The sequence below is a fragment of the Pseudomonas sp. NBRC 111143 genome, from assembly GCF_001320965.1.
GTDB lineage: Bacteria > Pseudomonadota > Gammaproteobacteria > Pseudomonadales > Pseudomonadaceae > Aquipseudomonas > Aquipseudomonas machongensis.
This window is the reverse complement of the sequence record NZ_BCBT01000062.1, coordinates 1-17520: the sequence shown is the minus strand read 5'-3', so window position 1 is coordinate 17520 and position 17520 is coordinate 1. Positions and strand designations below refer to the sequence as shown.

The window sequence follows — 17520 nt, the reverse complement described above, 5'->3', positions numbered from 1 at the left end:
CATGGAAATCCAACCGATCCTGAACACCATCAAGGACCTCACCGAACGCTCCCAGTCCATTCGGGGGTATCTTTGACTACGATCACAAAGCTGATCGTCTGATCGAAGTCAACCGCGAGCTGGAAGACCCCAACGTCTGGAACAAGCCCGAGTACGCTCAGGCCCTGGGCCGCGAACGTGCCATGCTGGCGCAGGTGGTCGAGACCCTCGACAAGCTGTCCAACGGCCTGGCTGACTGCCAGGACCTACTCGACATGGCGGTCGAGGAGGGTGACGAAGGTGCCGTCGGCGACGTCGTGACCGAACTGGAAGGCCTGGAAGAAAACCTCGCCCAGCTCGAGTTCCGTCGCATGTTCAGCGGCGAGATGGACATGAACAACGCCTACCTGGACATCCAGGCCGGCTCCGGTGGCACTGAAGCGCAGGACTGGGCCAACATCCTGCTGCGCATGTACCTGCGCTGGGCCGACAAGCGCGGCTTCGACGCCACCATCATCGAGCTGTCCGAAGGTGAAGTCGCCGGCATCAAGGGCGCCACCGTGCACATCAAGGGCGAGTACGCCTTCGGCTGGCTGCGCACCGAGATCGGCGTGCACCGCCTGGTGCGCAAGAGCCCGTTCGACTCCGGTGCCCGTCGCCACACCTCGTTCTCGGCGGTGTTCGTCTCGCCCGAGATCGACGACAAGGTCGAGATCGAGATCAACCCGTCCGACCTGCGCATCGACACCTACCGCTCCTCCGGCGCCGGCGGCCAGCACGTCAACACCACCGACTCGGCGGTGCGTATCACCCACGTGCCGACCAACACCGTGGTGGCGTGCCAGAACGAACGCTCCCAGCACGCCAACAAGGATACCGCCATGAAAATGCTGCGGGCCAAGTTGTACGAGCTGGAAATGCAGAAGCGCAACGCCGCCTCGCAGGCGCTGGAAGACAGCAAGTCCGACATCGGCTGGGGTCACCAGATCCGCTCCTACGTGCTCGATGACTCGCGCATCAAGGACCTGCGTACCGGTGTCGAGCGCAGCGACTGCCAGAAGGTCCTTGACGGCGACCTCGACCAGTACCTGGAAGCCAGCCTCAAGCAGGGGCTGTAAACCGCACACCACTGCCGCGATACGAGGCCATGGGCCCGTATCGCGTGCCCTGCCCGACAGGGGCACCGAATACCTGATGGAAACAATGACGACATGAGCGACCTCAAGACCGAATCGCAAGACCTGCAACAGGAAGAAAACACCCTGATCGCCCTGCGCAAGGAAAAACTTGCTGCCGAGCGTGCCAAGGGCAACGCCTTCCCCAACGACTTCCGTCGCGACAGCTACTGCAACGATCTGCAGAAGCAATACGCGGACAAGACCAAGGAAGAGCTGGAAGCAGCCGCGATCCCGGTCAAGGTTGCCGGTCGCATCATGCTCAACCGTGGCTCGTTCATGGTGATCCAGGACATGACCGGGCGCATCCAGGTCTACGTCAACCGCAAGACCCTGCCCGAAGAAACCCTCGCCGCGGTCAAGACCTGGGACCTGGGCGACATCATCAGCGCCGAAGGTACCCTGGCTCGCTCGGGCAAGGGCGACCTGTACGTCGAGATGACCGACGTGCGCCTGCTGACCAAGTCGCTGCGTCCGCTGCCGGACAAGCACCATGGCCTCACCGACACCGAGCAGCGCTACCGCCAGCGCTACGTCGACCTGATGGTCAACGAGGAAACCCGTCACACCTTCCGTGTGCGTTCGCAGGTGATCTCGCATATCCGCAAATTCCTGATCGAGCGCGACTTCCTCGAAGTCGAGACGCCGATGCTGCAAACCATCCCAGGCGGCGCTGCGGCCAAGCCGTTCGAAACCCACCACAACGCTCTGGACATGGCCATGTTCCTGCGCATCGCGCCGGAGCTGTACCTCAAGCGCCTTGTTGTTGGTGGCTTCGAGAAAGTGTTCGAGATCAACCGCAACTTCCGTAACGAAGGCGTTTCGACCCGGCACAACCCCGAGTTCACCATGCTCGAGTTCTACCAGGCCTACGCCGACTACCGTGACAACATGGACCTCACCGAGGAGCTGTTCCGCGAGCTGGCGCAGCTGGTACTGGGTACTACCGACGTGCCGTACGGCGACAAGGTATTCCACTTCGGCGAGCCGTTCGCGCGCCTGTCGGTGTTCGATTCGATCCTCAAGTACAACCCGGAGCTGACCGCCGCCGACCTGCAGGACGTCGACAAGGCCCGCGCCATCGCCAAGAAGGCTGGCGCCAAGGTGCTGGGCCACGAAGGTCTGGGCAAGCTGCAGGTGATGATTTTCGAAGAGCTGGTCGAGCACAAGCTGGAGCAGCCGCACTTCATTACCGAGTATCCGTTCGAAGTGTCGCCGCTGGCCCGTCGCAACGATGACAATCCGGCCGTGACCGACCGCTTCGAGCTGTTCATCGGTGGTCGCGAAATCGCCAACGCCTACTCCGAGCTCAACGATGCCGAAGACCAGGCCGAGCGCTTCCTGGCGCAGGTCGCCGAGAAGGACGCCGGTGACGACGAAGCCATGCACTACGATGCCGACTTCGTGCGTGCCCTGGAGTACGGCATGCCGCCTACGGCAGGTGAAGGTATCGGTATCGACCGTCTGGTGATGCTGTTGACCAACTCGCCGTCGATTCGCGATGTGATCCTGTTCCCGCACATGCGTCCGCAGGCTTGAGTGATTTGAAAAAGCCGCCTCTCGGGGCGGCTTTTTCTTGCCTGGCTGTGTAGTCTCTGTACCGGCCCTATCGCGGGGCAAGCCCGCTCCTACGGCGCTGTACCTGTAGGAGCGGGCTTGCCCCGCGAGGGCCGGTACAGACAATGAACATCCCCCAGACAGACACCGAGGTCCCTACCGTGCCCCCCGCAAACGCCCAGCAAGGCGCCGCCGGCGTAGCCAACGCCGTCGCCGAGAGCGTGCAGTACCAGGGTCGCAAGACCAGCCGCCAGGGCAGCGAGCAACGCCGCCAGCAGATCCTCGACGCGGCCATGCGCATCGTCGTGCGCGACGGTGTGCGCGGTGTGCGCCACCGCGCAGTAGCGGCCGAGGCCGGGGTGCCGCTGTCGGCCACCACCTATTACTTCAAGGATATCGAAGACCTGCTCACCGATACCTTCGCCCAGTACGTCGAACGCAGCGCCGCCTACATGGCCAAGCTTTGGGCCAACACCGAAGTGGTGCTGCGCCAGTTGCTGGCCCAGGGTGACTGCAGCCCGCAGTCCCGTGCACGCCTTGCCGACGAAGTGGCGCGCATGACCGCCGACTATGTGACCCGCCAGCTGTACAACCGCCGCGACTTCCTGATGGCCGAGCAGGCCTTCCGCCAGGAGGCGCTGCTGTGCCCCCGTCTGGCCGAACTGGTGCGGGCCCATGAGCAGATCCTGCTGCATGGCGCGCGGCAGATGCTTCAGGTGGTGGGCTCGCGCCAGCCCGAGCAGGACGCCCTGGTGTTGACGGCCATCATCGAGCAGATGGAATATCAAGGGCTGCTCAAAGAAGCGAACGCCCAGGCCGATGGGCAGATGCTCGCTATCCTTACCCGTTACCTGCACTTGGTGCTGGCCGCGGTTTGAGGCGCAGCCGATCTTTTCAAGGAGAACCTGATGAAAGCCTGGCGTGTGCTGTTGTTGACCTTGTCGTTCCTGCTGCTGGGCGGGTGTCTGGTGACCTTCGACGAACCGCTGGCCAGTAATGAGCCGGCCCCCAAGGCCTTGCTGGGCCAATGGAGCAGCAAGGATGCCTGGGGCCAGCCACTGAAGCTGACCATCAGCCGCGTTGGCGGTAACACCTATAAGGCCGTGGCCCGTACGCAGGGCAAGGCCGCCGAGGAATACACTTTCAGTGTGTCGCGCCATGGCAACCGCTGGTACCTGTCTGCCGGCGTGCCCAAGCGGCTGGGGGGCAAGTTCCTGATTGGCGGTTTCGAGGTCGTCGACGGCAAGCAACTGGTGGTCTACAACCTTGACGTCGAGCAGGTCCAGCAGGCTGTAAACAACAAGGAGTTGAGCGGACGCAGCACCGAGGTGCCCGAGGATAATGGCCCGGGTGTGCTGATCGACAGCCCCGCCGAGCGGGTGCTGGCCTACCTCGACGATCCGGCCAACTCCGACCTGTTCGTCGAGGTGGCGCGGTTCCAACGGGCTGGCAAATAGCGGATACCGCGTACCTGTGGGAGCGGGCTTGCCCGCGAATAGGGCCTTACAAGGAGTCCCCGGTGGACGAATACCAGCAAACCATCCGCGCATTGTCCGACCGTATCGTCGCGGCCCAGACCCCGATCCGGGTCCTGGACGCGGTGAAATGGGACGACGGCATTCGCCAGGGCTTTTTCAAGGCCAAGGGCAAGGAGCCACCTGCGGTGGACCGCGCCTATTACCAGAACCGTCCGCTGTCGTTCGACTCGAGCGCGGTCAAGGCCGAGTTCCAGGCCATCGAGCGCGACATCATCCGCCAGCTCGGCCAGTTCAACCCGGTCGGGCAGATCATGAAGCGCATGTGCCGCGAATACCGCATGGTGGTGCGCATGCTCGAAGCGCGCGGCACCGAGGACTTCGGCCTGATTTCCCAGGAGCTCTACGGCGCCGCCTCCGACGCGTTCCACGCGGGTGACCCGACCCTGGCCGACCTGGGGCTGATGCTCTCGGACTACCTGAACAACATCGATGGCCGTGGTGACCTGAAGGACGAGCCGAAAAACCTCACGGCCAAGGAGGCGGTGGAAATCCTCCAGCGCCGCCTGAACAAGGTCTTCGGCGAGGCAGAAGAAACCATCCGCGTGTTCGAGTCCGATGGCATCGTGGCCGATGCGGCGGCCGGTGCCGACTACATCAAGGTGCGCGCCGATGCCATGTTCAACAGCCGCGACGTACGCGCGCTGGAAGTCCACGAAGGGCTGGTGCACGTGGGCACCACGCTCAACGGCCTGAACCAGCCGATCTGCACCTTCCTGGCCAAGGGGCCGCCCTCGTCGACCGTGACCCAGGAGGGCCTGGCCATCCTCATGGAGGTGATCGCCTTCGCCTCCTACCCCAGCCGCTTGCGCAAGCTGACCAACCGCACCCGCGCCATCCACATGGTGGAGCAGGGCGCCGATTTTTTGCAGGTATACGAGTTCTTCCGTGGCCAGGGCTTCGAGATGGCCGAAAGCTATGGCAATGCCAGCCGGGTATTCCGCGGTTCGGTACCCAATGGCCTGCCGTTTACCAAGGACTTGTCCTATCTCAAAGGCTTCATCATGGTTTACAACTACATTCAGTTGGCTGTGAGAAAGGGCAAGCTGGAGCAGATTCCGCTGCTGTTCTGCGGCAAGACCACGCTGGAAGACATGCGCACCTTGCGCCAACTGGTCGAGGAGGGCCTGGTGGAACCGCCGAAGTACCTGCCCGAACAGTTCCGCGACCTCAACGCGCTGTCGGCCTGGATGTGTTTCTCCAACTTCCTCAATCACCTGAGCCTGGATCGCATTGAAGCCGACTACGCGAACATTCTCTAAGCGTTGCCGCACCCTGTTGCTCGGGCTCGGACTGACCTGCCTGGCCGGTTGCAGCAGCCTGCTGTTCTATCCAGAGCCGGGTCAGCCGTTCACCCCCGAGCGAGCGCACCTGCAATACCGCGATGTCACGCTGACCACCGAGGATGGCACTCGCCTGCATGGCTGGTGGCTGCCGGCCAAGACAGGCGTCGAGGTCAAGGGCACGGTGCTGCATCTACACGGCAATGGTGGCAACCTGGCCTGGCACCTGGGTGGCAGTTACTGGTTGCCCGAGCAGGGTTATCAGGTTCTGATGATCGATTACCGCGGCTATGGTCTGTCCCAGGGCACGCCGACACTGCCGGCGGTCTACGAGGATATCGACGCTGCGCTGGACTGGCTGGGCAAGGCGCCCGAGGTGCAGGGCAAGCCGCTGGTGCTGCTCGGCCAGAGCCTGGGTGGTGCGATGGCCATCCATTACCTGGCCGGCCATCCCGAGCAGCGCCAGCGTTTCAGTGCGCTGGTCTTCGATGGCGTGCCGGCGAGTTACCGCGACGTCGGGCGCTTCGCCCTGAGCACGTCGTGGATGACCTGGCCGCTGCAGGTGCCGCTGTCGTGGCTGGTGCCGGACGCTGACAGCGCGATTCACTCCATCGAACGCCTGGACAGCCCACCCAAGCTGTTCTTCCAAAGCATCGATGACAAATTGGTGCCCATGGCCAACGGTATCCGCCTGTACCAGCATGCCCCGCCGCCCCGCGTGTTGCAGTTGACCCGCGGCGACCATGTGCAGACCTTCGCCGACCCGACCTGGCGTCAGGTGATGCTGCGCTTCCTCGACGACCCCAGCCACTTCAACGGCCTGCGCCGACTGGCGGAAGTCCCGAACTACCCTGACGAGAAGAATGAGCAATGAGTGAAGAACGCAACGCCATCCCGCTGATCCTGACCGGTGTCGGCAGCATCATCGTGACGGTGGGTGCCTTGTGGTACTACGGCTACCTGCATTTCGCTAAGCCCGAGGACGCCCTGCTGCTGCAGGACTACACCATGCTCAAGACCATCCCGGGCGAAGACTATCGGGTTTCTCTCGATCCATCGCCGCAGGTGGCGCAGTGCGTCGAGGGTGTGCTGGTGCTGTTCGACACCCAGCAGAAGGGCCTGACGGGCGTGCTGGTCGACAACCGCAAGCGGGCGATCCGCTGCATGGGCCAGGACACGCCGCAGCAGGTGCGGTGACCCATCGCTGTTCCCCAGGCATGAAAAACCCGCCATCAAGGCGGGTTTTTCATATCACTCACGCAACCTGTATCAGCGCATGGTGGAACGCGGCTGAACTGGCTGGTTGTCGTTGGAGATGGTCACCTCCACGCGACGGTTCTGCGCACGGCCCGAGTTGCTGGAGTTGTCCGCGACCGGATACTCCTTGCCATAGCCCTGGGCGACCACGCGGGATGGGTCGATGCCGGCACGCAGCAGCGCACGGCGCACGCTTTCGGCGCGACGCTCCGACAGGCCCTGGTTGTAGCTGGCCGAACCGACGCTGTCGGTATAGCCCTCGACGATCACCTTGCGCTCCGGGTTTTCCTGGAGGAAGTTGGCCAGGGTGGTGATGTTCGGCAGGGCGCTGCTCTTCAGGTCAGCCTTGTTGAAGTCGAACAGCACGTCGCCGAAGGTCACCAGCGTACCGCGGTCGGTCTGCTTGGCGTTGAGGCTGTCCTGCAGCTTCTTGATCTGCGCGTCGCGGGCGTCCAGCTTGGCCTGGGCGCGTTGCGCCGCCGCATTTTTGATATCGGCTTCGGCGGTACGCAGGGCGATGGTCTGCTTGGCGACTTCGACTCGCTGGTTGGTCAGGTAGGCCAGTTGATCGACCTTCTTCTCGTCTTCGCGGTCCATGTAGGCCTTGTCAGCCTTGTTCAGCCAGTCCTGGGCATCCTTGGTCTCGAGGGCTGCCAGCTTGCTCGCCTGCGGATCGCTCTGCAGCGCCGAGAAGTTGGTGCGGGCCGATTCCAGGTTGGCGTTCGGGTCGTGCGAGCACGCAGCCAGACCGACGCTCAGGGCCAACAGGGCAGGGATCATTACGTAATTGCGCATTGTGTTCATCCTTTGATCGATAACGAAGGCAGGGGAATACCGGGCAGGCCTCACTGGGCGCTGCGCAGGCCTTCCTCACGTACGTCCTGAACGCCCTGGCGGGCATCCTGCACGGCTTTCTGGGCCTTGGCTGCCTGTGCCTTGCGCTCGGCAACGCGGGCGTCCCATTCGGCCTGTTCTGCCAGTCGCTTGGCTTCGTCGTACTTCTTGTCATGCATGGCGATTTCCGCCTGCTTGAACTTGTCCTGCGCCGCTTTCATCTCCACGGCGGCAAACTCGGTGCCGCCTGCGCTGACGGCAGAGTTCACGGCAGACTGGGTCACCGCATACTGCTCGGTCGGCGGGTTGCCAGCACAGCCAGCCAGTACCAGGCTGCTGCCAAGCGCCAGCGCGGCCAGCTTGAGCCCGCGCAGAGAGTTGGACGGGAATTTTTCGGTGCGGGTCTTCATGGTGGTCAACTCCATTGGATCACTCCTGATAACGATGTCCGTGGCAGTCCATCGCTCCCTGACATACGCATGTGCTCGAGTCCAAAGCCAAACACCATGCGTGCAGGGTTTTTGCGTGATGGCTATTGGCTCCGACTTGAGCATTTTCAGAATAGTTCAGAAAAAGTTGCGTAGGCTTCGTAATTATTTCTGACTGGTCAGTCAGTGCTTTTCCTACGGAACTATTGCCGTGCGCGGCAGTATTCGCGGGCCTTCCAGCTCAGGCGTCGCGCTTGGGAAGCGGGTGGCTGAGGTCGTGCAGATGCCGCCGCGACAGGCTGAGGAAACGTGGGGTGGGGCCGATATCTTCGTACAGCGGATCACCCTCTTCATCGGTGGCGATCACCTGCTGGCCCTTCACGTAGGGGAAGCTGGCTTCGAGTTCTTCGAGCGCGGCGGCAACCAGTTCGCCGAGCAATTCTTCGGTGGTGCGCTTGGGGTACATCTCGACCAAGGCTGCCAGGCGCGCTTCGGATTCCAGGTCCAGGTGCAGGTGGTGCCCGGTGGGGCTGAGGGTGCCGGCGGCGTTCTGTTCCCAATGTTGTGCGAGCTCGCGGATTTTCATGATGACCTCTGTAAAACCATGGCATGAGCTGTGAGGGCCGTCTCTTTACTTTAGTTGCATTGGCCGATCCCGGCTTGCCTTGCGGGGGCGCCTGTGGGCACTCTTGGGCAATGACCTGGGCGGCGGCGCGGGTGGACCGCGCGATGAGGAGAGCCAATGACCGATATCGATGTGCGCTTGCGTGAGGATGTCCATCTGTTGGGTGAACTGCTGGGCGAGACCATCCGCCAGCAGCATGGCGAGGCATTCCTGCAGAAGATCGAGGATATCCGTCACAGCGCCAAGGCCGATCGCCGTGGCGCGGCCGAGCAGTTGAGCTCCACCCTCGGCGATCTTGCAGACGATGACCTGTTGCCGGTTGCCCGGGCCTTCAATCAGTTCCTCAACCTGGCCAACATTGCCGAGCAGTACCAGTTGATCCATCGCCGTGGTGCCGACCAACCGGCGCCGTTCGAGGATCGTGCTCTGCCCGAGTTGCTGGCGCGCCTCAAGCAGGCAGGGCATGGCAACGATGCCTTGGCCCGGCAACTGGCCAAGCTGGACATCCAGCTGGTACTCACTGCCCACCCCACCGAAGTGGCGCGGCGTACGCTGATCCAGAAATACGATGCCATCGCCGCGCAGCTTGCCGCGCAGGACCATCGCGACCTCACGCCGGCCGAGCGCCAGCAGGTGCGTGAGCGCCTGCGCCGGTTGATCGCCGAGGCCTGGCACACCGAGGAGATTCGACGCACCCGGCCAACGCCGGTGGATGAGGCCAAATGGGGCTTTGCGGTGATCGAGCATTCCCTGTGGCAGGCGATTCCCAGCCACCTGCGCAAGGTCGACAAGGCGTTGTTCGAGGCCACGGGCCTGCACCTGCCGCTGGAAGCGGCGCCGGTGCGTTTCGCCTCGTGGATGGGTGGCGACCGCGATGGCAACCCCAACGTCACTGCCCCGGTCACCCGCGAGGTGCTGTTGTTGGCACGCTGGATGGCGGCCGACCTGTTCCTGCGCGATATCGACTACCTCGCCGCCGAACTGTCCATGCAACAGGCCAGTGACGCCCTGCGCGCCAAGGTGGGTGACAGCGCCGAGCCCTACCGCGCCTTCCTCAAGCAACTGCGCGATCGCCTGCGTGCCACCCGGGCCTGGGCTCATGCCTCGCTGGCCGGTCCGCAGCCTGCCGGTGCGGACGTGCTCGCCGACAATCGTGAACTGATCGAACCACTGCAACTGTGCTATCAGTCGCTGCACGACTGCGGCATGGGTGTGATCGCTGACGGCCCGTTGCTCGACTGCCTGCGCCGGGCGGTGACCTTCGGCCTGTTCCTGGTGCGCCTGGACGTGCGTCAGGATGCGGCCCGGCACCGCGACGCATTGTCAGAAATCACCGAATATCTCGGGCTTGGGCGATATGCCGAGTGGGACGAAGAACAGCGCATGAGCTTCCTCCAGGCCGAGCTGAAGAATCGTCGGCCGCTGTTGCCCGCGCATTTCCAGCCCGAGGTCGAGACTGCCGAGGTGCTTGCCACCTGCCGCGAGATTGCTGCAGCACCAGCGGCATCGCTTGGCTCCTATGTCATCTCCATGGCTGGCGCAGCATCGGATGTGCTGGCCGTGCAACTGCTGCTCAAGGAGGCCGGCCTGACACGGCCGATGCGCGTGGTGCCGCTGTTCGAAACGCTCGCCGACCTGGACAACGCAGGCCCGGTGATGGAACGACTGCTCGGCCTGCCGGGCTACCGTGCCGGCCTGCACGGGCCGCAGGAGGTGATGATCGGTTACTCGGACTCGGCCAAGGATGCCGGTACCACTGCAGCCGCCTGGGCGCAGTACCGGGCGCAGGAAAACCTGGTGCGCATCTGCCGCGAACACCAAGTCGAACTGCTGTTGTTCCACGGCCGTGGCGGCACCGTCGGCCGTGGCGGTGGCCCGGCCCATGCGGCGATTCTTTCCCAACCGCCAGGTTCGGTGGCGGGGCGTTTCCGCACGACCGAACAGGGCGAGATGATCCGTTTCAAGTTCGGCCTGCCGGGAATCGCCGAGCAGAACCTCAATCTCTACCTGGCGGCGGTGCTCGAAGCGACCTTGCTGCCGCCGCCACCGCCCGAGCCTGCCTGGCGCGAACTCATGGACCAGCTCGCCGCCGATGGGGTGAAGGCTTATCGCGCGGTGGTTCGCGAGAACCCCGATTTCGTCGAGTACTTCCGTCAATCCACCCCGGAGCAGGAACTTGGACGCCTGCCGTTAGGCAGTCGGCCGGCCAAGCGCCGGGCGGGCGGCATCGAAAGCCTGCGGGCCATCCCGTGGATCTTCGGCTGGACCCAGACGCGCCTGATGCTGCCGGCCTGGCTTGGGTGGGAAACGGCGCTGAGCAATGCCCTGGCGCGCGGCCAGGGTGAGCTGCTGGGGCAGATGCGTGAGCAGTGGCCGTTCTTCCGCACCCGCATCGACATGCTGGAGATGGTGCTGGCCAAGGCCGATGCAGAAATCGCCAGGGCCTACGACGAACGTCTAGTGCAACCGGCGCTGCTGCCATTGGGTGCGCATCTGCGCGACCTATTGTCGCAGTCGTGCCAGGTGGTGTTGGGCCTGACCGGCCAGCGGGTGCTACTGGCACACAGCCCGGAGACCCTGGAATTCATCAGCCTGCGCAACACCTACCTGGACCCGCTGCACCGCCTGCAGGCCGAGCTGCTGGCTCGTTCGCGGGTGCGCGAAGCCGCTCTGGACAGCCCGCTGGAGCAGGCCCTGCTGGTGACCGTGGCCGGTATTGCCGCCGGTTTGCGCAACACCGGCTGAGGCCGTTCGGCAGCGCAGCAGCAGGCTGCACGGTGGTGCAGGCACGGGGTGTATCGGGGTAGGTTGCGATGGGTGCAACCTGCTCGGCAAAACGGCGCCAGATGGGCTTTCGTGCAATTTTGGAACGCTTGTCTGGCTGCCGGGCGCTGTGTATCTTGATCAGCCTTTTGACCGATTTTCCGGTCTGATCCGATTTTCCGGACTTGGCCCTGAACGCCGAATCCATTGATTTGCAATAAAAAAATATGAGGAGCACAAGATGCGCGTAATTCTGCTGGGAGCTCCCGGGGCCGGTAAAGGTACTCAGGCAAAGTTCATCACCGAAAAGTTCGGTATTCCACAGATCTCCACTGGCGACATGCTGCGTGCCGCTGTCAAGGCCGGCACCCCGTTGGGCCTGGAACTGAAGAAAGTCATGGACGCCGGCCAGCTGGTTTCCGACGATCTGATCATCAGCCTGGTGAAGGAGCGCATCGCTCAGCCAGACTGCGCCAATGGCTGCCTGTTCGACGGTTTCCCGCGCACCATTCCGCAGGCCGAGGCCATGGTCGCTGCAGGTGTCGACATTGACGCCGTGGTCGAAATCGCCGTGGACGACGAAGAGATCGTCGGTCGCATGGCCGGTCGCCGCGTGCACCTGGCCTCGGGCCGCACCTACCACATCCAGTACAACCCGCCGAAAGTGGCAGGCAAGGACGATGTCACCGGCGAAGACCTGATCCAGCGCGACGACGACAAGGAAGAAACCGTGCGTCACCGCCTGTCGGTCTACCACAGCCAGACCAAGCCGCTGGTGGCCTTCTACCAGAAGCTGTCGGCTGACAACGCCGGCAAGCCCAAGTACGCCCACATCGAGGGCGTCGGCTCGGTCGAGTCGATCACCGCCAAGGTGCTGGCAGCCCTGAGCTGATCGGCCTCTGCGTTTTACAACGGCCCGCTTGCGGGCCGTTGTCGTTTATACTGCCGCTCTTTTCCCTTTCGCCTGGATACACGTTCGATGACCACCCTGCTGGCCCTGGATACCGCCACCGAAGCCTGTTCCGTCGCCCTGCTGCATGACGGCAAGGTGACCAGCCATTACGAGGTGATTCCGCGCCAGCATGCGCAGAAGCTGCTCCCGATGATCAAGCAGGTGCTCGCCGACTCCGGTATCGCCCTGAGTGCAGTGGATGCCATCGCCTTTGGCCGTGGGCCTGGGGCCTTCACGGGTGTGCGCATCGCCATCGGTGTGGTCCAGGGGCTGGCGTTCGCCCTCGAACGGCCGGTGCTGCCGGTGTCGAACCTCGCCGCCCTGGCCCAGGGGGCCTTGCGCCAACAGGGTGTGCAGCAGGTGGCCGCGGCCATCGATGCGCGCATGGACGAAGTGTATTGGGGCTGCTACCAGGCGCACGATGGCGAAATGCGCCTGCTCGATCAGGAGCGGGTGATCGCCCCTGAGCGGGTGGCACTGCCCCAAGCCGGCCAGTGGTTCGGTGCCGGCACTGGCTGGGGTTATGGCGAGCGTCTGGCGGTGCAGGTCGAGCGTTGCGATGCCCAGGCCCTGCCGCATGCCCTGGATATCCTCAGCCTGGCCGGTCATGCCTGGGCGCGTGGCGAGGCGGTTGCAGCCGAACAGGCGCAACCGGTCTATCTGCGCGATAACGTCGCTACGCCCAAGGCGCGCTGAGTGCAGTTCGTCGGCTATTGCCGTTCGAGATAAAACCTTTTGCGCGAACTGTGGTCCAGTTATCACACGCGCATTGGTGATGGAAGCCTGATGCTGCTAGATTGCCATCATTGCTCCTGAGTGCACCCATCATGCGCATCGACGGTTTCTCCTCACAGTCCTATCCGGTCAAGCGTGCCCCGCGCAAGGCGCTGGTGCGCGACGAGAGCATCGACGATGCACAGGTAATCGAGGACGTCGAAGACGACGAAGCCGAGCAGATTGCCCGCGCCAACCGCCGCAGCGCCGGCCTGCCTGCGCGTCAGCAGGACATGGTATTCCCCCGCGCCCGTGACCGCCGCACCGCCACTGCGCTGGCCAGCTACCTCAGCACCGCCGGTTTCACCGATTGGGAGATGGAAGTGCTGGGGTTGGACCTGTACATTTGATGGATGAATCCATCGCCTCTGCCTTATCACCTCGGTTGTCCGTCATGGAGCGAGAACGCTTGGCGCGACTACCTCTATCCCGCCGACGCCCGCCCTGCTGAATACCTTGGCCTGTACAGCCAGGTGTTCAATGCGGTCGAGGGCAACACCACCTTCTACGCCCGTCCTGCGCCCGCCACGGTCGAGCGCTGGGCCCAGGTCATGCCCCAGCGGTTTCGCTTCACTGCGAAGTTTCCCGGTGACGTCAGCCATGCGGGCGATCTGCGTGATCAGCTTGAATCCGCGCTGGACTTCACCCGCCTGCTGGCGCCGCTTGGCGAGCGAGTCTCCCCCTACTGGCTGCAACTGCCAGCGCTGTTCGGCCCGGCCCGATTGGCGGAACTGAGTCACTTTCTCGACGAGATCGGTGTGCCAGTGGCTGTCGAGGTGCGCAACGATGCCTTCTTCGCCCGTGGCGATGAAGAGCGCCTGCTCAACCGACTGTTGCATGAGCGCGGTGTGGAGCGGATCTGCCTGGATCCGCGGGCACTGTTCAGTTGCACGTCGCGCGACCCGGCGGTGCTGCACGCGCAGGCCAAGAAGCCCAAGGTGCCGCCGCGTCCGGCCGCCTTCAGCCAGCATCCGCAGGTGCGCTTCATCGGTCATCCGGAGTTGGCTGCCAACGAAAGCTTTCTCACACCCTGGGTAGACAAGGTCGCCGGCTGGATCGAGGAGGGGCGTTGCCCGTACATTTTCCTGCACACCTCCGACAACCGCCTGGCTGCCGCCTTGGCCCAGCACTTTCACCAGCGCCTCATGGTGCGGTTGCCGGGCCTGGCGGCCTTGCCGGAATTGCCGCGCGCACCTGAGGTCGAACAACTGGGATTACTCTGACCCCCAGACCTTGCCGGAGACCTGATCATGGATGTGCAAACCCTGCGAGCCGAAGCCTTCAAGATGTTGCACGAGCGTGATGGCGCCTTCGTCATCGCCAACCCTTGGGACGCCGGGTCCGCCAAGCTGCTGGCTGCGCTGGGCTTCGAGGCACTTGCCACGACCAGCGCAGGATTGGCCTTCAGTCTGGGCCGTCCTGATGCCGAGGGCGCTCTGAGCCTCGATGAAACCCTGGCCAACGCCCAGGCCATCGTTGATGCCACTCCCCTACCGGTGGCCGCAGACCTGGAGAACGGTTTCGGCGACCTGCCCGAACACTGCGCGCAGACCATCCTGCGTGCCGCCGAGGCCGGGTTGGTGGGCGGCTCGATCGAGGACGCCAGCGGTCGCCGCGATTCCCCCATCCATGACTTCGGCCTGGCCGTCGAGCGCGTACGCGCTGCAGTGCAGGCGGCGCGCAGCCTGCCTTTCCCGTTCACTCTCTGTGCCCGCGCAGAAAACCTGCTGCACGGGCGCCTGGACCTGGATGACACCATCAAGCGGCTGCAAGCGTTCGCCGAGGCCGGTGCCGATGTGCTCTATGCCCCAGGCCTGCGCAGCGTCGATGAGATACGAGCAGTGGTGCAGGCCGTTGCGCCCAGGCCGGTCAACGTGCTGATGGGCATGGCGGGCGTGCCGCTGGGGGTGAACCAGTTGCAGGACCTGGGCGTGCGGCGCATCAGTGTGGGTTCATCAATGGCCAGGGCAGCGCTGGGGGCGTTGCAGCGTGCGGCGCTGGAGATCCGCGACCAGGGCACCTTCGCTTACGGCGAGCAGGCGGTGCCGTTCGCCCAGCTCAACGATCTGTTCCGACGCTGATCGGCCATGCGTTTGCTGGCGACGGTGCTGGGCGGGGTGATGGTCGCAGGCGCTGTTGCCTGGTATCTCGGCTGGCGCCCCCCGGCGGCGTGGAACCCCTGGGCGGCGCTGGATGTGCGTCAGCCGCCGAACCTGCTGACGGCCTACAAGCTGTCACGCCTGCGTGACGACCCGGACCTGTGTCGACAGGCACTGCAAACCTCAGCGCTGCGTTATCGGGAACAGGCCGACAGCCCGGAAACGGCGCGTTGTCCGTTACGCAACGTATGGCGTATCGACGCTGGCGAGGCGCGGTTGAGCAGCAGCTTTCTCGCCAGTTGTCCGCTGGCGGTGGCCTATGCGCTGTTCGAGACTCACGGCCTGCAGCCTGCGGCGCAGCGTGTGTTTGGCCAGTCGGTGGCACAGGTGGATCACCTGGGCAGTTTTGCCTGTCGCAATGTCTATCATCGCGAGCAGGGGCGGCTTAGCCAGCACGCGACGGCCAATGCCCTGGACATCAGCGGTTTTCGTCTGAAGGATGGCCAGCGCATCGTGCTGGCGCGAGACTGGCAGGCGGGCGGGGCGAAGGCGCAATTCCTGCGCGAAGCGCGCGACGCGGCCTGCGAGAGCTTCAGTACGGTGCTTGGGCCTGACTACAACGCCGCCCACGCAAATCACTTTCATCTGGATGCGGGGCGGTGGCAGGTCTGTCGCTGATTCAGGCGTGTACGCGCACGTTGTTCAGCACCACCGGGCGCGCCCAATGGGTGTCGAATTCCAGGTCGGTCTGCTGCTTGGCGAGGGTTGCGTCGTCGAAGGGTTCCGGGGCCGGCTCTAGCAGGTACTTTTCCAGTTCGGCGATCGGCAGGTGCAGCGGGCGCGGCGAAGGCGCAGGGCCCGGCTCGGGCGAAGGATGGCCCTGGTTCATCACCAGCGGACGCAGCCAACTGCCGTTGAGGTCGAGCTGGCGCTGCTGCTCGATCAGTTCGCTGGCGCTGAAGGGTTCGGGGGCCGGCTCCAGCAGGTTGGCTTCCAGTTCCGCCTTGGGCAGGAACAGCGGCTCTGGCGGACGCACCTCGGTATCCTGAACCGGCAGCGCGCGCTGAATTTCGATCAATGCCAGCGCCTTGGCGCCACCCAGTGGCTCGCCGCTGTCCTTGTCGTACTGGCGGGTCAATGCCTGGCTGAAGCTGTCCTGCTCTTCTGCGGACTGCTCGGCCATCGCGCGGGCGAAGAAGTCCTGCCACAGGTGGCTGACGCCGCCCAGTGCCTGGGTATTCTGGCGACCGTAGTTGCCGACTGGCGACAGGTAGGTCAAACCGATGGGAAGAGTATCTGACATGGCAGTCGCGCGCGTTGTGCTCTGGCAGAATAGCGGATAGAGCTTTTATCGGCCGTGGCCGGGGTTTCATTAATTTTTTCGAGTGCGGGATCGGATGGCAGAGCAAGAGCAGGGCACAGGTATCAGGGTCGAGGCGCTGTCGGCGTCGTTCCAGGCGCAGGCACAGGAATGGGCGCAGCGTCTGGGCCTGCCGCAGGTGGATGACGCGGCGGAGTTCGCTGTGCAAATCGGTGCTGATGGTCTGCAGATCCAGCAATTGGGCCCGCAGGCCCCCGGCCCGGTGCGGGTGGATTTCGTCGAAGGGCAGGCGGCGCATCGGCGTCTGTTCGGCGGCGGCAATGGACAGATGATCGCAAAGGCGGTCGGTATTGCCCAAGGCGTTCGCCCCCAGGTGCTCGATGCCACTGCGGGCCTGGGCAAGGATGCCTTCGTGCTGGCGAGTCTGGGCTGCCAGATGACCCTGATCGAACGTCAGCCGTTGATTGCTGCGTTGCTCGAGGATGGCCTGGCGCGTGGGCGCCTGGATGCCGAAGTGGCGCCGATCGTCGAGCGCATGCGCCTGCTGACCGGTAACGCCATCGAGCGCATGCGCGATTGGCAGGGCGAGGCGCCGCAGGTGATCTACCTTGACCCGATGTTCCCGCATCGTGACAAGAGCGCGCTGGTGAAGAAGGAAATGCGCGTGTTCCGCCCGCTGGTGGGCGACGACCTGGATGCTCCTGCACTGCTGGAGGCGGCGCTGGCGCTGGCCAGCCACCGGGTGGTGGTCAAGCGCCCGCGCAAGGCGCCGATCATCGACGGGCCAAAGCCGAGTCATAGCCTGGAAGGCAAGTCCAGCCGCTATGATATCTATCCGAAGAAGGCGTTGAAGGCTTAGGGTAAGCCAGCTTTTGAGCATGGCTTTCCAAGGTGTTTGCAATGTGATTGCGTGAGGGCTGACAGGTGCTTGCCTGAAG

At 63.9% G+C, this 17520-nt stretch carries 19 protein-coding genes; 15 read left to right on the top strand and 4 right to left on the bottom strand.

Annotation, left to right across the window (positions count from 1 at the left end):
* Nucleotide 1 precedes the first annotated feature (1 nt).
* From prfB to APH44_RS24810, 7 genes are all read left to right on the top strand, one after another.
* Nucleotides 2-1097 (top strand): peptide chain release factor 2 gene (gene prfB / locus APH44_RS29885; protein ID WP_112897576.1). Its coding sequence is split into 2 segments (ribosomal slippage): nucleotides 2-73 and nucleotides 75-1097, totalling 1095 coding nucleotides; the frame shifts between segments, so codons are not numbered across the junction.
* Between the two features lie 93 nt (nucleotides 1098-1190).
* The gene (gene lysS, locus APH44_RS24835) at nucleotides 1191-2693 is read left to right on the top strand and encodes a lysine--tRNA ligase (RefSeq protein ID WP_054895070.1); all 1503 of its coding nucleotides are present in this window, start codon (nucleotides 1191-1193) and stop codon (nucleotides 2691-2693) included.
* 143 nt (nucleotides 2694-2836) lie between these two features.
* Entirely contained in the window at nucleotides 2837-3589 is a 753-nt protein-coding gene (locus tag APH44_RS24830; protein ID WP_054895069.1) for a TetR/AcrR family transcriptional regulator, read from the top strand.
* A 30-nt stretch (nucleotides 3590-3619) separates the two neighbouring features.
* Complete coding sequence (locus APH44_RS24825) at nucleotides 3620-4168, top strand: hypothetical protein (RefSeq protein WP_054895068.1); 549 nt, start codon at nucleotides 3620-3622, stop codon at nucleotides 4166-4168.
* Between the two features lie 62 nt (nucleotides 4169-4230).
* Complete coding sequence (locus APH44_RS24820; RefSeq protein WP_054895067.1) at nucleotides 4231-5508, top strand: flavohemoglobin expression-modulating QEGLA motif protein; 1278 nt, start codon at nucleotides 4231-4233, stop codon at nucleotides 5506-5508.
* Nucleotides 5480-6403, top strand: coding sequence for an alpha/beta hydrolase (locus APH44_RS24815; RefSeq protein WP_054895066.1), 924 nt, complete (start codon nucleotides 5480-5482; stop codon nucleotides 6401-6403). The genes APH44_RS24820 and APH44_RS24815 overlap by 29 nt, the downstream gene beginning before the upstream one ends.
* On the top strand, nucleotides 6400-6726 hold the full coding sequence (locus APH44_RS24810) for a hypothetical protein (RefSeq protein ID WP_054895065.1): 327 nt from the start codon (nucleotides 6400-6402) through the stop codon (nucleotides 6724-6726). The genes APH44_RS24815 and APH44_RS24810 overlap by 4 nt, the downstream gene beginning before the upstream one ends.
* A 72-nt stretch (nucleotides 6727-6798) precedes the next feature.
* Here APH44_RS24810 and APH44_RS24805 read toward each other — a convergent pair whose 3' ends face one another.
* From APH44_RS24805 to APH44_RS24795, 3 genes are all read right to left on the bottom strand, one after another.
* Nucleotides 6799-7581, bottom strand: coding sequence for an OmpA family protein (locus APH44_RS24805; RefSeq protein WP_054895064.1), 783 nt, complete (start codon nucleotides 7579-7581; stop codon nucleotides 6799-6801).
* Between the two features lie 50 nt (nucleotides 7582-7631).
* Complete coding sequence (locus APH44_RS24800) at nucleotides 7632-8045, bottom strand: DUF4398 domain-containing protein (RefSeq protein WP_054895063.1); 414 nt, start codon at nucleotides 8043-8045, stop codon at nucleotides 7632-7634.
* 244 nt (nucleotides 8046-8289) lie between these two features.
* Nucleotides 8290-8634 carry a hypothetical protein gene (locus APH44_RS24795; protein WP_054895062.1) on the bottom strand — a complete coding sequence of 115 codons (345 nt, stop codon included), beginning with the start codon at nucleotides 8632-8634 and terminating at the stop codon, nucleotides 8290-8292.
* A 156-nt stretch (nucleotides 8635-8790) separates the two neighbouring features.
* On the opposite strand from APH44_RS24795, the gene ppc reads away from it, so the two are divergent.
* From ppc to APH44_RS24760, 7 genes are all read left to right on the top strand, one after another.
* Nucleotides 8791-11418: a phosphoenolpyruvate carboxylase gene (gene ppc, locus APH44_RS24790; protein WP_054895061.1), complete on the top strand. Its 2628-nt coding sequence runs from the start codon at nucleotides 8791-8793 to the stop codon at nucleotides 11416-11418.
* 259 nt (nucleotides 11419-11677) lie between these two features.
* On the top strand, nucleotides 11678-12328 hold the full coding sequence (gene adk / locus APH44_RS24785) for an adenylate kinase (RefSeq protein WP_054895060.1): 651 nt from the start codon (nucleotides 11678-11680) through the stop codon (nucleotides 12326-12328).
* An 87-nt stretch (nucleotides 12329-12415) separates the two neighbouring features.
* Nucleotides 12416-13084 carry a tRNA (adenosine(37)-N6)-threonylcarbamoyltransferase complex dimerization subunit type 1 TsaB gene (tsaB, locus tag APH44_RS24780; RefSeq protein ID WP_054895059.1) on the top strand — a complete coding sequence of 223 codons (669 nt, stop codon included), beginning with the start codon at nucleotides 12416-12418 and terminating at the stop codon, nucleotides 13082-13084.
* Between the two features lie 131 nt (nucleotides 13085-13215).
* The gene (locus tag APH44_RS24775; protein ID WP_054895058.1) at nucleotides 13216-13512 is read left to right on the top strand and encodes a hypothetical protein; all 297 of its coding nucleotides are present in this window, start codon (nucleotides 13216-13218) and stop codon (nucleotides 13510-13512) included.
* Nucleotides 13513-13515: 3 nt separating this feature from the next.
* Entirely contained in the window at nucleotides 13516-14385 is an 870-nt protein-coding gene (locus tag APH44_RS24770; RefSeq protein ID WP_054895057.1) for a DUF72 domain-containing protein, read from the top strand.
* A 27-nt stretch (nucleotides 14386-14412) separates the two neighbouring features.
* The gene (locus APH44_RS24765; RefSeq protein ID WP_054895056.1) at nucleotides 14413-15243 is read left to right on the top strand and encodes an oxaloacetate decarboxylase; all 831 of its coding nucleotides are present in this window, start codon (nucleotides 14413-14415) and stop codon (nucleotides 15241-15243) included.
* 6 nt (nucleotides 15244-15249) lie between these two features.
* Nucleotides 15250-15939 (top strand): extensin family protein, encoded by a 690-nt coding sequence (locus APH44_RS24760; RefSeq protein ID WP_054895055.1) that lies wholly within the window; start codon nucleotides 15250-15252, stop codon nucleotides 15937-15939.
* A gap of 1 nt (nucleotide 15940) precedes the next feature.
* Here the strand turns inward: APH44_RS24760 and APH44_RS24755 are convergent, their stop codons facing one another.
* Nucleotides 15941-16564, bottom strand: a complete 624-nt coding sequence (locus APH44_RS24755; RefSeq protein WP_054895054.1) for a hypothetical protein — start codon at nucleotides 16562-16564, stop codon at nucleotides 15941-15943.
* 94 nt (nucleotides 16565-16658) lie between these two features.
* Here APH44_RS24755 and APH44_RS24750 point away from each other — a divergent pair, with 94 nt between their 5' ends.
* The gene (locus APH44_RS24750) at nucleotides 16659-17441 is read left to right on the top strand and encodes a class I SAM-dependent methyltransferase (RefSeq protein WP_054895053.1); all 783 of its coding nucleotides are present in this window, start codon (nucleotides 16659-16661) and stop codon (nucleotides 17439-17441) included.
* Nucleotides 17442-17520: the final 79 nt, after the last annotated feature.

Bases quoted from the DNA above. Each gene is read 5' to 3' on its own strand.
- APH44_RS24750 (WP_054895053.1), top strand. From the start codon at position 16,659: ATGGCAGAGCAAGAGCAGGGCACAGGTATCAGGGTCGAGGCGCTGTCG.
- lysS (WP_054895070.1), top strand. From the start codon at position 1,191: ATGAGCGACCTCAAGACCGAATCGCAAGACCTGCAACAGGAAGAAAAC.
- APH44_RS24825 (WP_054895068.1), top strand. From the start codon at position 3,620: ATGAAAGCCTGGCGTGTGCTGTTGTTGACCTTGTCGTTCCTGCTGCTG.
- APH44_RS24765 (WP_054895056.1), top strand. From the start codon at position 14,413: ATGGATGTGCAAACCCTGCGAGCCGAAGCCTTCAAGATGTTGCACGAG.
- APH44_RS24810 (WP_054895065.1), top strand. From the start codon at position 6,400: ATGAGTGAAGAACGCAACGCCATCCCGCTGATCCTGACCGGTGTCGGC.
- APH44_RS24805 (WP_054895064.1), bottom strand. From the start codon at position 7,581: ATGCGCAATTACGTAATGATCCCTGCCCTGTTGGCCCTGAGCGTCGGT.
- APH44_RS24770 (WP_054895057.1), top strand. From the start codon at position 13,516: ATGAATCCATCGCCTCTGCCTTATCACCTCGGTTGTCCGTCATGGAGC.
- adk (WP_054895060.1), top strand. From the start codon at position 11,678: ATGCGCGTAATTCTGCTGGGAGCTCCCGGGGCCGGTAAAGGTACTCAG.
- ppc (WP_054895061.1), top strand. From the start codon at position 8,791: ATGACCGATATCGATGTGCGCTTGCGTGAGGATGTCCATCTGTTGGGT.
- APH44_RS24755 (WP_054895054.1), bottom strand. From the start codon at position 16,564: ATGTCAGATACTCTTCCCATCGGTTTGACCTACCTGTCGCCAGTCGGC.
- APH44_RS24795 (WP_054895062.1), bottom strand. From the start codon at position 8,634: ATGAAAATCCGCGAGCTCGCACAACATTGGGAACAGAACGCCGCCGGC.
- APH44_RS24760 (WP_054895055.1), top strand. From the start codon at position 15,250: ATGCGTTTGCTGGCGACGGTGCTGGGCGGGGTGATGGTCGCAGGCGCT.
- APH44_RS24830 (WP_054895069.1), top strand. From the start codon at position 2,837: ATGAACATCCCCCAGACAGACACCGAGGTCCCTACCGTGCCCCCCGCA.
- APH44_RS24800 (WP_054895063.1), bottom strand. From the start codon at position 8,045: ATGGAGTTGACCACCATGAAGACCCGCACCGAAAAATTCCCGTCCAAC.
- APH44_RS24775 (WP_054895058.1), top strand. From the start codon at position 13,216: ATGCGCATCGACGGTTTCTCCTCACAGTCCTATCCGGTCAAGCGTGCC.
- tsaB (WP_054895059.1), top strand. From the start codon at position 12,416: ATGACCACCCTGCTGGCCCTGGATACCGCCACCGAAGCCTGTTCCGTC.